11 protein-coding genes are annotated in these 12,294 nt (G+C 66.2%); 7 read left to right on the top strand and 4 right to left on the bottom strand.

The window, feature by feature from the left end:
- Nucleotides 1–12: 12 nt before the first annotated feature.
- The 4 genes from AC07PT_RS17940 to AC07PT_RS17925 form a co-directional block, all read right to left on the bottom strand.
- A complete protein-coding gene (locus AC07PT_RS17940) occupies nt 13–462 on the bottom strand; it encodes a nuclear transport factor 2 family protein (protein WP_494657568.1) in 450 nt (149 codons plus the stop codon).
- 47 nt (nt 463–509) lie between these two features.
- The gene (gene kdgD, locus AC07PT_RS17935; RefSeq protein WP_492345669.1) at nt 510–1,427 is read right to left on the bottom strand and encodes a 5-dehydro-4-deoxyglucarate dehydratase; all 918 of its coding nucleotides are present in this window, start codon (nt 1,425–1,427) and stop codon (nt 510–512) included.
- Nucleotides 1,428–1,492: 65 nt separating this feature from the next.
- Entirely contained in the window at nt 1,493–2,467 is a 975-nt protein-coding gene (locus AC07PT_RS17930) for a Bug family tripartite tricarboxylate transporter substrate binding protein (RefSeq protein ID WP_494657567.1), read from the bottom strand.
- Nucleotides 2,468–2,630: 163 nt separating this feature from the next.
- Nucleotides 2,631–3,449: a FadR/GntR family transcriptional regulator gene (locus AC07PT_RS17925; protein ID WP_492345667.1), complete on the bottom strand. Its 819-nt coding sequence runs from the start codon at nt 3,447–3,449 to the stop codon at nt 2,631–2,633.
- A 73-nt stretch (nt 3,450–3,522) separates the two neighbouring features.
- On the opposite strand from AC07PT_RS17925, the gene AC07PT_RS17920 reads away from it, so the two are divergent.
- The 7 genes from AC07PT_RS17920 to AC07PT_RS17890 all read left to right on the top strand — a co-directional run bounded on the left by AC07PT_RS17920 (nt 3,523) and on the right by AC07PT_RS17890 (nt 12,081).
- Nucleotides 3,523–4,356: an NAD-dependent epimerase/dehydratase family protein gene (locus AC07PT_RS17920; protein ID WP_494657566.1), complete on the top strand. Its 834-nt coding sequence runs from the start codon at nt 3,523–3,525 to the stop codon at nt 4,354–4,356.
- Entirely contained in the window at nt 4,353–5,252 is a 900-nt protein-coding gene (locus AC07PT_RS17915; protein WP_494657565.1) for an SMP-30/gluconolactonase/LRE family protein, read from the top strand. The genes AC07PT_RS17920 and AC07PT_RS17915 overlap by 4 nt, the downstream gene beginning before the upstream one ends.
- Before the next feature lie 47 nt (nt 5,253–5,299).
- The gene (locus AC07PT_RS17910; protein WP_494657564.1) at nt 5,300–6,286 is read left to right on the top strand and encodes a TRAP transporter substrate-binding protein; all 987 of its coding nucleotides are present in this window, start codon (nt 5,300–5,302) and stop codon (nt 6,284–6,286) included.
- Between the two features lie 51 nt (nt 6,287–6,337).
- Complete coding sequence (locus AC07PT_RS17905; RefSeq protein ID WP_494657562.1) at nt 6,338–6,859, top strand: TRAP transporter small permease; 522 nt, start codon at nt 6,338–6,340, stop codon at nt 6,857–6,859.
- Nucleotides 6,860–6,861: 2 nt separating this feature from the next.
- Nucleotides 6,862–8,214 carry a TRAP transporter large permease gene (locus AC07PT_RS17900; protein WP_494657561.1) on the top strand — a complete coding sequence of 451 codons (1,353 nt, stop codon included), beginning with the start codon at nt 6,862–6,864 and terminating at the stop codon, nt 8,212–8,214.
- Nucleotides 8,215–8,240: 26 nt separating this feature from the next.
- Nucleotides 8,241–9,821 (top strand): galactarate dehydratase, encoded by a 1,581-nt coding sequence (garD, locus tag AC07PT_RS17895; RefSeq protein WP_494657560.1) that lies wholly within the window; start codon nt 8,241–8,243, stop codon nt 9,819–9,821.
- Between the two features lie 292 nt (nt 9,822–10,113).
- Nucleotides 10,114–12,081, top strand: coding sequence for a glycoside hydrolase family 28 protein (locus tag AC07PT_RS17890; RefSeq protein ID WP_494657559.1), 1,968 nt, complete (start codon nt 10,114–10,116; stop codon nt 12,079–12,081).
- Nucleotides 12,082–12,294: the final 213 nt, after the last annotated feature.

Below are 12,294 nucleotides of genomic sequence, written 5' to 3'. Positions count from 1 at the left end.
GTTTGTCTCCAGTCATGCAGGGGTACGGACAGCCTGACGGGCCAGCAGGCGCCATTGGCCATCGCGCAGATGCCACACGAGCAGCACCTGCAGGTCGACCTGCCCGGGCTTGCCCTGGTCCAGCGTGTGGCCGGTGAGGCGATGCCTCACCACGGCCACGTCGCCGACCACGCGCACGTGCTGTGCGCTCAACTCGATGCTCACGAAATCCGACTTGGCGCTCAGCAGATCGCCCACAAAGCTGGCCTTGGTATCGACCCGGCCACCCGAGTGGCCGTAGCTCAATTCGTCGGCCACCAGGGCTTCGAGGGGGCCCCGTTCGGGGTCGACCATGGTCATCCGAAGCCGTTCGACCGCGGCGACCACAGCCTCCTCGGCAGACCCGCCCTGGGCCTGGGCCGCAGGCGCCCAGACCAGAAAGGCCGCCAGCGTGCAGGCCACCAGATTCAGACGTCGTTGCATGTTGTTGTCTCCTTGCCACTCACCGCCCCGGTGGGGCGGCATGGGAATCAAAGGGCTTGTGAGCCCAGCTTCTTGATCAGGGCGTCCAGCGCTTCCATCTCGGAGGCCTTCAGATCGGTCAGCGGGGTACGCACCGGCCCGGCGTCGTGACCCACCAGCTTGGCGCCCGCCTTGACGATGCTCACGGCATAACCTTGGCCGCGGTTGCGGATCTCCAGGTAAGGCAGGAAGAAGTCCTTCAGCAGGCGGTTCTGCGTGGCGTGGTCGTCGGTGCGCACGGCTTCATAGAAGTCCATCGCCGTCTTGGGGATGAAGTTGAACACCGCCGACGAGTACACCGGGGTGCCCAGTGCCTTGTAGGCTGCGGCATACACCTCGGCCGTGGGCAAGCCCCCCAGGTAGGCAAAGCGGTCGCCCATGGTCTGGTAGATGGACATCATCAGCTCGATGTCGCCAATGCCGTCCTTGAAGCCCACCAGGTTGGGGCAACGGTCGGCCAGGATCTGCAGCGAAGCCGGGGTCAGCTTGGCCTGGCCACGGTTGTAGACGATGACGCCGAACTTCACGCTCTTGCACACGGCTTCGACGTGGGCGATCAGGCCTTCCTGACCGGCTTCGGTCAGGTAATGGGGCAGCAGCAGCACGCCGTGGGCACCGGCCTTCTCGGCGGCCTGCGCACATTGGATGGCAAAGCGGGTGGGGCCACCGGCACCGGCGATGATGGGCACCACACCGCGGCAGGTGTCCACCGCCGTCTGGATGATGCCGGGGTATTCGTCGGCCGTCAGCGAAAAGAACTCACCCGTGCCGCCTGCAGCGAACAACGCGCTGGCGCCGTAAGGGGCCAGCCATTCCAGGCGCTCGATGTAGCCTTTCTGGTTGAAATTGCCTTCGGCATCAAAGTCGGTCAGCGGGAAGGACAACAGGCCCGAGCCCATGATGGTTTTGAGTTCTTGAGGGGTCATTTGAGTGCTCCAGAGAAAAATGGGAGGTGGGTAAAGAAAAACGTGAAGTGAAGGGAGCAGGACGCTCAGTCCAGCCGGATCCGGGCCGCCTGGACCACCTGTGCCCAGCGCTTGCGCTCGTTGTTGAAGAATTGCTCTTCTTCGGCCGGGGCCATGGTCACCACCTCGGCGCCCTGCCCGGCCAGCCGCGAGCGGATGTCGGGCGAGCGGATGATGCGGATCAGCTCCTGGTTCAGCCGGTTGACGATGGCATCAGGCGTGCCCCTGGCCACGCGCACCCCCTGCCAGGTGCCCGACTCAAAACCCGTCAGGCCCTGTTCGGCCAGGGTCGGCACCTGGCCCACCAGGGGCATGCGGGTGGCCTTGGACAGACCCAGCAGCTTGAGCTTGCCGGCCTGCACCTGCGGGTAGGTGGCCAACATGCCGTTCATCAGCACCTGGGTCTGGCCCGCCACCGTGTCCGACACGGCCTGCACGCCGCCCTTGTAGGGCACGTATTCCCAGCGCGCACCACTGGCACGTTGCACCGCCACACCGGCGAGGTGGGCGGCACTGCCGGTGGCCGTGACGGCGAAGTTGAGATCGTTCTTCTTCGAATACGCCACCAACTCGGCCAGGTTGTTCACCGACACCGACGGGTGCACCACCAGCAGATGGGGCGAATAGGCCAGCATGGTCACCCCGCGCAGGTCCTTGGACGGGTCGAAGCTCAGTCGGGTGTACACCGACGGGCTGATGGCCAGGGCCCCCACATCACACAACAGCAGGGTGTAGCCGTCAGGCGCGGCATGGGCCACCAGATCGGCGCCCAGATTGCCGTTGGCGCCGGGCTTGTTGTCAATGATCACGGGCTGCCCGAGCGCCTCGGACAGGGGCTGGCTCAGGGCCCGGGCAATGATGTCGGACGAGCCCCCCGGCGGGTAAGGCACCACGATGCGTATCGGGCGGGCGGGCCAGCTCTGGGCGCCCACCCAGGCGGGGCTGGCCAGCAAGGCTGCGGGTGCGGCGGCGGCCAGCAAACGGCGTCGGGACAAGGTCATGCGGTCTCCTGCGTGAAGACCAGGCACCCCGGCTGCAGCCGTGTTTCAGCGAAGCAGGATGACTGATCTGATGTTGTTGTCAGTCATCGTACAACAAAATTTTTGAAATGTCTAGAAAAAGACAACTAAAGATGACCACCCCCTGCGCCAGGGGGTGGGTGGATCAACGGGCCAAGTCGTCTGCCGACTGGCCGGCCTGAGCCAGGGCCTGAGCCCGACGCAAGCGTTCGCGGCTGTTGGTCAGATGAATGCGCATGGCCGCACGGGCCGATTCCGGGTCTTGCCGGGCGATCGCGTCGTACACCTCTTCGTGCTCGCGGTTCACCTTTTGCAGGTACTGGGCGCGCAACTCGGGGGCCATGCGCATGGCTGACGAGATGCGCGTGCGCGGGATGATGGTGGTGCCCAGGTGGGCCATGATGTCGCCGAAATAGCGGTTGCCGGTGGCCCGGGCGATCTCCTGGTGAAAGCGGAAATCGGGTGACACGGTGTCACCCGCCACCTCGACGTGCGAGGCAAAGTCGTCCAGCGCCTGGCGCATGGCCAGCAGGTTCTGCTCCGAGCGGCGCAGCGCGGCCAGGCCGGCAGACTCGGTCTCCAGGCTGATGCGCAGTTCCAGCACCGCCAGCACGTCCACCGAGGCGGCGATGTCAGACGGGTCGATGCGGAACATGCCGGGAGCCTGGGCCTCCAGCACAAAGGTGCCGATGCCGTGATGGGTCTCCACCAGGCCGGCGGCCTGCAGCCGCGACAGCGCTTCGCGCACCACCGTGCGGCTGACGCCAAAGGCCCGCATGATTTCAGACTCAGTGGGCAGCTTGTCCCCGGCCCGCAGCACCTGACTCTGGATGCGACCGCTGAAGTCTTCGACCAGCTCATGGGCCAGACCGCGAGGTCGCCGACGCACTGGCGACACCGCCGCAGGGGCCTCCGAGGCATTAACCGTTGGCGCGGTGGAATTGGCCGTTGACAACTTAGACATGGCGTGATGATAATCCAGCCTCAGGTTGTACGACAACCGATGACATACATCATTTCCAGCTCTACACAACGCCATGAACGAGAGACAACTGCCGCAACGCCTGCTGCTGACCGGAGCCGCCGGCGGCCTGGGCCGCGTCCTGCGCGAAAGCCTCAAGCCCTTCACCCGCCAGTTGCGACTGTCGGACATTGCCAACCTGGCGCCGGCCACCTCCAGCCAGGAGGAAATCCAGCTGTGTGACCTGGCCGACAAGGCCGCGGTCGATGGTTTGGTGCAGGGCTGCGATGCCATCGTGCACCTGGGCGGCATTTCGGTGGAGCGCCCCTTCGAGGAAATCCTGGAAGCCAACATCCGCGGCGTGTTCAACCTGTACGAGGCCGCGCGCCGCCATGGTGTGCAGCGCGTGGTGTTTGCCAGCTCCAACCACGTGATCGGCTTCTACCCACAGACCCAACGACTGGACACCTCAGTGCCGCATCGCCCTGACGGCTATTACGGCCTGTCCAAGGCCTTCGGCGAGGATCTGGCCCATTTCTACTTCGATCGTTACGGCATCGAAACCGTCAGCATCCGCATCGGCTCCTCGTTCACCGAGCCGCGCGACCGCCGCATGCTGAGCACCTGGCTGAGCTACCGCGACCTGACCGAACTGGTGCGCCGCAGCCTGGTCGCGCCCCAGGTGGGCCACACGGTGGTGTATGGCGCCTCGGACAACCCCGGCGGCTGGTGGGACAACGCCGGCGCCCGCCACTTGGGCTTTGTGCCGCAAGACAGCTCGGAAGTCTTCCGCGCCAAAGTCGAGCAGCAGCCCCCTGTGCCACCCGATGCGCTGGCCGCCTTGTACCAGGGCGGCAATTTCTGCGCCGCCGGCCCCTTCGAAACCCTGCCCCCGGTAGGCGCCGCATGAGCTCCACCGCCGAACTGTTACTGGACGCGCGCTGCGGCACGGGTGAGAGCCCGCTCTGGAGCCCGGCCGAGCAGGCGCTGTACTGGGTGGACATTCCGGCGGCACGCCTGTACCGCTGGGATGCCGCCAGCGGACAGAGCCGCCACTGGCAGACCCCCGAGATGCTGGCCTGCGTGGCTCAGACGGCCGATGGCCAGGGCTTCATCGCCGGGATGGAGACCGGAATCTTCCGCTTGAACCCAGCAGACGATGGCGACGAAATGAGGCCCGAACCCCTGGCTGCCGTGCAACACGCGCGCCGCGGCATGCGCTTCAATGACGGCCGATGCGACCGGCAAGGCCGCTTCTGGGCCGGCACCATGGTGATGGACATGGGCGCCAACCTGCCCTTGGGGCAGCTGTACCGCTACGACCGCCCGCGCGGACTGCAGGCGGTGCTGCGTGGGCTGACCGTGCCCAATGGCCTGGGTTTCAGCCCCGACGGCCGCACGATGTACCTGTCGGATTCGCACCCCACGGTGCAGGCCATCTGGGCCTTCGATTACGACACCGACACCGGCACCCCCCACAACCGGCGCCTGTTCGTGGACATGCGCGAACAGCCGGGTCGCCCCGACGGTGCGGCCGTGGATGCCGACGGCTGCTACTGGATCTGCGGCAACGATGCCGGCCTGGTGCACCGCTTCACGCCGCAAGGGCGCCTTGACTGCTCGCTGGCCGTGCCGGTCAAAAAGCCGGCCATGTGCGCCTTCGGCGGACCGGGTCTCGACACCTTGTATGTGACCAGCATCCGCCCCGCAGACATCGACCTGAGCGACCAGCCCCTGGCAGGCGGGGTGTTTGCCCTGCACCCCGGCGTGACGGGCCTGCCCGAGCCGGCCTTTGGCGCCGCTTGACCTCTTTTTTTGCACTTCTTTCCAACCATCCCCTCATGGAGACAAACATGAAGAACTTCCCCAAAACCCTCATCGCCCTGGGTGCCGCCACGCTGCTGGCCCTGGGCAGCCAGGCGGCCCTGGCCCGCAACTTCAGATCGGCCGATGTGCATGCCAAAGACTTTCCGACCAATCTGGCTGTGAAGTTCATGGGGGAAGAGCTGTCCAAGGCCACGGGCGGTAAAGACAACGTCAAGGTGTTCGGCGACAGTGCCCTGGGCTCCGAGAAAGACACCGTCGAGCAGGTCAAGATCGGCGCGCTGGACATGGTGCGGGTCAACACCGCCTCGTTCCACGGCATCGTGCCCGAATCGATGATCCCGGCCCTGCCCTTTGTGTTTCGCGACATGGAGCACTTCCGCAAGGTGATGTACGGCCCGATCGGCGACCGCATGCTGGCCTCGTTCGAAAAAGCCGGCTTTGTCGGCCTGGCCTTCTACGAATCGGGTGCGCGCTCCATCTACGCCAAGCGCCCCATCAAGACCCTGGCCGACCTCAAGGGCCTGAAGGTGCGGGTGCAACCGTCGGATCTGATGGTGAGCATGGTCAGCGCCCTGGGCGCCTCGCCCACCCCCATGCCCTATAACGAGGTCTACACCGGCCTCAAGACCGGCCTGCTGGACGCGGCTGAAAACAACATCGCCTCGTACGACGAAGCCAAGCACTATGAATCGGCCCCGGTGTTCTCCGAGACCGGCCACAGCATGCCCCCAGAAGTGCTGGTGTTCTCCAAAAAAATCTGGGACACCCTGAGCCCGCAAGAGCAGAGCGCCATCCGCGCTGCCGCCAAGGCCTCGGTCCCCCATTACGTGAAACTGTGGGACGCGCGCGAGAAGGAAGCCCAGGCCAACGTGCTCAAGGGCGGCGCCAAGATCGTGCCGGCCAGCGAGATCGACCGCAAGGCCTTTGTGGCCGCCGAAAAGCCGGTCTGGGACAAGTTTGCCAGCACGCCCGAGCTCAAGGCCCTGGTGCAGGACATCGTCAACACCAAGTGATGGGGCCCTGGGGCAGGCCCGTCTGGCCCGCCCCAGCCCCATGGTTCAGCCATGAAAATCTTCTCTGCAATCTGTGCTGCGCTGGCCGCCGTGGTGCTGCACCTGGCCCGCGTGGCGCTGGCCGGCCTGGGGCTGGTCGTGCTGTATGGCGTGGTCTGCCGCTACGCGTTCAATGACGCGCCGCCCTATGTCGAACAGGTGGCCCTGATCCTGGTGATCTCGGTGGCCATGTTCGGTGCCGCCGCCGGCGCCCGCGAGGGGGGCCACATCGGCCTGGACTCCGTGGTCAAGCTGTTGCCGGCGCCTTGGCGCCTGGCCTGCAGTGCGCTGGTCGATGCACTGACCCTGGCGTTCTCGGGCATCTTGCTGCTGGGCAGTGTGCAGATGGGCCTGTCCACCCTGCACGACAGCATTCCGACGCTGGGCATCTCCGAAGCCTGGCGCTACCTGCCACTGACCATCGCCGCGGCGCTGATCTTCCTGTTCGCCATCGAGCACCTGTTGGGCCTGTGGCTGGCACGCGCCAGTGCGCCCCAGGACTCTTCCACCCCTCTTCAGCCCCATCGGACCTGACCATGGAACTCGCTGTTCTCTGCCTGAGCTTTGTGCTCTTCCTGGTGCTCGGCGTGCCGGTGGCCTATGCCATCGGCCTGAGCTGCATTGCCACCTTTTTTGTCGAGGGCCTGCCCTTTGCCACGGCCATCCAGATGATGGTGTCGGGCATGAATGTGTTTTCGTTTCTCGCCATTCCCTTCTTCATCTTCTCGGGTGAGCTGATGCTGCATGGCGGCATCGCCGACAAGATCATGGACTTCGCGCGCAGCCTGGTGGGCCACATGCGCGGCGGCCTGGGCCTGGCCAATGTGATGGCCAGCACCCTGTTCGGCGGTGTTTCGGGCTCGCCCGTGGCCGACACCTCGGCCATGGGCGGCGTGATGATCCCGATCATGAAGCGCGAGGGCTACAGCGCGGACTACGCGGTCAACGTGACCACGCACGCCTCGCTGACCGGCGCCCTGATGCCCACCTCGCACAACATGATCATCTATGCCTTTGCGGCGCAAGCGGCCACCGGCATGATCGGCGACCACGTGATCAAGGGCGTGTCGATCGGCGACCTGATGTTTGCCGGCCTGATCCCGGTGTTCTGGATCATGGTGTGCATGCTGGCTGCGGCCTACTGGCAAGCCCGGCAAAAAGGCTTTCCCAAGCGCGAAGATGGCAGCTCGATGGTCGAGCGCTTTCCGGGCTGGAACGCCGTGCTGCGCAGCTTCATCGCCGCGCTGCCCGGCTTGATGGTGATTGCCGTCATCCTGGGCTGCGTGATGGGCGGCGTGACCACGGCCACCGAGGCCGCGGCCATCGCGGTCACCTACTCGCTGCTGCTGACCACCTTGGTGTATCGCTCGCTGAGCCGCCAGGCCGTGATGAAGGCGCTGGGCAAGGCCGCCCGCACCACCGGGGTGATCCTGCTGCTGATCGGGGTGTCCAACATGCTGCGCTGGCAGATGGCCAACCTGGAGATCCCTGACGTGATCGAACAGGCCCTGCTGACCGCCACCAAAGAGCCCTGGCTGATGCTGCTGTACATCAACCTGATCCAGATCTTCCTGGGCATCTTCCTGGACATGGCCGCCCACATCCTGATCACCACGCCCCTGTTCCTGCCGCTGGCCATCCAGATGGGCGTGGGCCCGGTGCAGTTCGGCATGATGCTGCTGCTCAACTGCGCGCTGGGCTTGGTGCACCCGCCGGTGGGCACGGTGCAGTTCGTGGGTTGCGCGATCGGGGGCATCTCGATCGACCAGGCCACCAAGACGGCCTGGCCCTATTACCTGGCGATCTGGGTGGCCATCAACCTGGTCACCTATGTGCCGGCGTTCTCCACCTGGCTGCCCTCGCTGATCACCGGCCACCCGGTGTTCTGAAGCGCCCTACCCCCGTCGAGATTTCCATGTCAGAAACCCAAGTTTCATCGCCGCGCACCATCCAGGTCCACCCGGCCGACAACGTGGCCATCGTCGTCAATGACGGCGGCCTGCCCGCGGGCAGCGTGCTGCCCGGCGGGCTGACCCTGGTCGAGGCCGTGCCGCAAGGGCACAAGGTGGCCCTGGCCGATCTGGCCGAGGGCGAGGTGATCCGCCGCTACAACGTGGTGATCGGCTACGCCGCCCGCGCCCTGCCCCGTGGCAGCTGGGTGAACGAGCGCGTGATGCGCATGCCCACGCCGCCCGGCCTGGAAGACCTGCCGGTGGGCACGCTGGCCGTGCCTGCGCCCGCCGCCACCCAGCAGCACACCTTCGAGGGCTACCGCAATGCCGATGGCTCGGTGGGCACGCGCAACATCCTGGCCGTGACCCAGACCGTGCAGTGCGTGGCCGGCGTCACCGACTTTGCCGTGCAGCGCATCAAGGCCGAGCTGCTACCGCGCTACCCCCACGTCGACGACGTGGTGGCCCTGGAGCACACCTATGGCTGCGGCGTGGCCATCGACGCCCCCGATGCCGTCATCCCCATCCGCACCGTGCGCAACATCAGCCTCAACCCCAACTTTGGCGGCGAGGTCATGGTCATCAGCCTGGGCTGCGAAAAACTCCAGCCCGAGCGCCTGCTGCCCCCGGGCAGCATCCCCATCCGCGACGAACGCGGCCAACCCACCGGGGCCGATGCCCCGCTGGACACCGTGTGCCTGCAAGACGAGGCCCACGTGGGCTTCATGTCCATGGTCGAGCACATCTTGCGCCAGGCCGAGGTGCACCTGCAGCGCCTGAACGCACGCCGACGCGAGACCGTGCCCGCCAGCGAGCTGGTGGTGGGCGTGCAGTGTGGTGGCAGCGACGCGTTCTCGGGCCTCACGGCCAACCCGGCCGTGGGCTACGCCACCGACCTGCTGATCCAGGCCGGCGCTACCGTGATGTTTTCCGAGGTGACCGAGGTGCGCGATGGTATCGACCAGCTCACCGCCCGTGCCGCCAGCCCCGAGGTGGCCCAGGCCATGATCCGCGAGATGGCCTGGTACGACGCCTACCTGAACCAGGGCCGCGTGGACCGCAGCGCCAACACCACACCGGGCAACAAAAAGGGCGGGCTGTCGAACATCGTCGAAAAGGCCATGGGCTCGATCGTCAAAAGCGGGAGCTACGCCATCACCGGCGTGATCGCACCCGGCGAAAAGCTCACGCAAAAAGGCCTGATCTACGCCGCCACCCCGGCCAGCGACTTCATCTGCGGCACGCTGCAGCTGGCCGCCGGCATGAACCTGCATGTGTTCACCACCGGCCGCGGCACGCCCTACGGGCTGGCCGAGGTGCCGGTGATCAAGGTGGCCACGCGCAGCGACCTGGCCCGGCGCTGGCACGACCTGATGGACATCGACGCCGGCACCATCGCCACCGGCGAAGCCACGATCGAAGACGTGGGCCGCCAGCTCTTCCAGTACCTGCTGGACGTGGCCAGCGGCCGCCAAAAGACCTGGGCCGAGCGCTGGAAGCTGCACAACGCCCTGGTGCTGTTCAACCCGGCCCCGGTGACCTGAGGCCGCGCGCCCCGGACCGACTCAAACCGCCCTGCAGCAGGTCGACAGAACCTGCGCCCCAACGGAGACCGCCATGCACCCACCGATCACCGCCAGCGGCTGAGCGCCCTGGCGCGACAGCGCCGGCAGCCGCCACCAGCCCCTGACACGCCGCCCTGAAACCAGCCCTTGCGCGCCCGGCAGGGGTTGTGCTTCGGTTCGGCCCGGCTGTTTTCCATCTCGCTCCCGAATGCCCGCCCAAGCCGGGCAGGGACAACCCACGCCCACTGATTCATCAACCGGAGACAAAACAATGAAGAATCCCGAGACCACTCACAACCTCCCGCTGTGGAACCCGACGCCGCTGAAGCGGCGCGATTTTCTGGGCCGCTCTGGCGCCCTGCTGGGCACGGCCGCCCTGGCCGGGCCGCTGGCCGCCTGTGGTGGCAGCGATGGCGACCCGATCTGGAGCACCGGCGGCGCGGCCGACCAGATTGCCAGCAGCCTGAGCGGGGTCAGCCAGAGCAGCTTTGCGGCCCGCGACTTCTCGGTGCTGAACTACGGCGCCCAAGCCTGCCAGGTGGTGGCCGCCACCAGCCCCTACCCGGCCAGCAGCTCGCCGCTGAGCAACGGCGCCAACCTGACCCACGCCCCGGGCTCGTTCGACAGTCGGCCCGCCTTCCTGGCCGCCATCCAGGCCGCCAATGCCGCAGGCGGCGGCCGCGTGGTGGTGCCGGCCGGCACCTGGTACTGCGCCGGCCCCATCGTGCTGTTGAGCAACGTGAATTTCCACCTGAGTGCCAACTGCACCATCTACTTCAGCCCCAACCCGGCCGACTACGCCAAAGACGGCCCCTATGACTGCGGTGCCAACGGCAAGCTGTACGCCTCGCGCTGGCAGGCCGACGACTGCCTGAACTTTGGCGCGCCGGTGTACGCCTACCAGCAGACCCACATCGCCCTCACCGGCGAAGACCAGACCTCGGTGCTCAACGGCCAGGCCATGACCCCCTTTGCCGGCAGCGGCAGCACCAGCACCTGCTGGTGGACCTGGAAGGGCACCAGCGGCGCCTACGGCTGTACCGGCTCGTCCACGCCCTCTCAAGCCTATGTCAACCCGGCGAACGGGGATCTGAAAGCCATCGCACCCACCATCAGCAGCGCCCTCTACACCTTGCTGACCAACCCCATCACGCCCTGGCAGCAAGACCAGAACTACCTGCCGGCCTTGTCCGAAGCGGGCGTGCCCGTGGCTCAGCGCATCTTCGGCAAGGGGCACTACCTGCGGCCCTGCATGGTCGAGTTCATCGGCTGCACCAACGTGCTGATGGAGAACTACACCACCCAGAACACACCTTTCTGGCAACACCACCCGGTGGCTTGTACCAATGTGGTGATCCGTGGCGTGCTGGCCGACAGCATCGGCCCCAACAACGACGGCTTCGACCCCGAGGCCTGCACCAACGTGCTGTGTGAAAAGGTCACCTTCAACACCGGTGACGACTGCATCGCGATCAAATCAGGTAAGAACCTGGACACCCAGTACGGCCCGGCCGACCGCCACCTGATCCAGAACTGCACCATGAACAGCGGCCATGGCGGCATCACCCTGGGCAGTGAGATGGGCGCCGGGGTGCAGAACATCTACGCCCGCCACCTGACCATGCTGAACCAGAACTGGGCCAGCAACCCGCTGAACATCGCGATCCGCATCAAGACCAACATGAACCGCGGCGGGTTTGTGAAGAACTTCTACGTGGACGACGTCAGCCTGCCCAATGGCGTGAGCCTGAGCGGCGCAGGCTACGGCAGCTCGATGATTGCGGGCAGCCCCATCAACGCCACGGTGCCCATCGGCGTGGCCACCACCGCGGCCTCCAACCCCTCGGCCTCGCAAGGCGGCGTGATCACTTTCGATTGCGACTACCAGCCCGCCAAGGATGCAATCCGCACCCGCCCGGCCCTGGTGCAGAACGTCAACATCAGCAACCTGCGGGTGAGCAACGTCACCCTCAATGGCGTCACGGCCTCGTGCTTCCAGGCCATCGTGGCCCAGGGCCCGGTGGCCTACGACTACAACGGCAGCGCCCCGGCACCCGCCGTGCCCGCCATCACTGGCGTGACCATCCGCGACTGCGACTTCGGTACTCCGACCGCCGCCGGCCCGGCGAGCGCCACCGTGGCTGGCCCGATCTACGCCTGGAACGTGAACGCGATCAGCCTGAGCAATGTGCGCATCGCGGGCAACACCCTCAACACCACCGTGAGCGACCTTCGCTGAGCCCCGGCCGCCACGAACAAGCCTTTCCCAACCCTGTGCTTTTTTTCATCAACCCTGGAGATAAAACCATGACTCATCTGAAGAAGACCCTGCTGGCCTGCGCGGCCGTGAGCGTGCTCAGCGCGCCTGGCCTGGCCCTGGCCCAGTCCTCGGTCACGCTGTTCGGCGTGCTCGACCTCGCCTACGAAAACGTCAAGACCAACGCCGGCCGCG

The sequence above is a fragment of the Curvibacter sp. GW821-FHT09D12 genome (assembly GCF_059416245.1).
Note: the sequence above shows the minus strand (reverse complement) of the source record. Positions and strands in the feature narration are given on the sequence as shown.

What these genes read in the sequence shown, in the direction of transcription:
- garD (WP_494657560.1), top strand. Translation starts at nt 8,241, where the DNA reads ATGTCAGAAACCCAAGTTTCATCGCCGCGCACCATCCAGGTCCACCCG.
- AC07PT_RS17910 (WP_494657564.1), top strand. Translation starts at nt 5,300, where the DNA reads ATGAAGAACTTCCCCAAAACCCTCATCGCCCTGGGTGCCGCCACGCTG.
- AC07PT_RS17925 (WP_492345667.1), bottom strand. Translation starts at nt 3,449, where the DNA reads ATGTCTAAGTTGTCAACGGCCAATTCCACCGCGCCAACGGTTAATGCC.
- AC07PT_RS17915 (WP_494657565.1), top strand. Translation starts at nt 4,353, where the DNA reads ATGAGCTCCACCGCCGAACTGTTACTGGACGCGCGCTGCGGCACGGGT.
- AC07PT_RS17900 (WP_494657561.1), top strand. Translation starts at nt 6,862, where the DNA reads ATGGAACTCGCTGTTCTCTGCCTGAGCTTTGTGCTCTTCCTGGTGCTC.
- kdgD (WP_492345669.1), bottom strand. Translation starts at nt 1,427, where the DNA reads ATGACCCCTCAAGAACTCAAAACCATCATGGGCTCGGGCCTGTTGTCC.
- AC07PT_RS17940 (WP_494657568.1), bottom strand. Translation starts at nt 462, where the DNA reads ATGCAACGACGTCTGAATCTGGTGGCCTGCACGCTGGCGGCCTTTCTG.
- AC07PT_RS17920 (WP_494657566.1), top strand. Translation starts at nt 3,523, where the DNA reads ATGAACGAGAGACAACTGCCGCAACGCCTGCTGCTGACCGGAGCCGCC.
- AC07PT_RS17890 (WP_494657559.1), top strand. Translation starts at nt 10,114, where the DNA reads ATGAAGAATCCCGAGACCACTCACAACCTCCCGCTGTGGAACCCGACG.
- AC07PT_RS17930 (WP_494657567.1), bottom strand. Translation starts at nt 2,467, where the DNA reads ATGACCTTGTCCCGACGCCGTTTGCTGGCCGCCGCCGCACCCGCAGCC.
- AC07PT_RS17905 (WP_494657562.1), top strand. Translation starts at nt 6,338, where the DNA reads ATGAAAATCTTCTCTGCAATCTGTGCTGCGCTGGCCGCCGTGGTGCTG.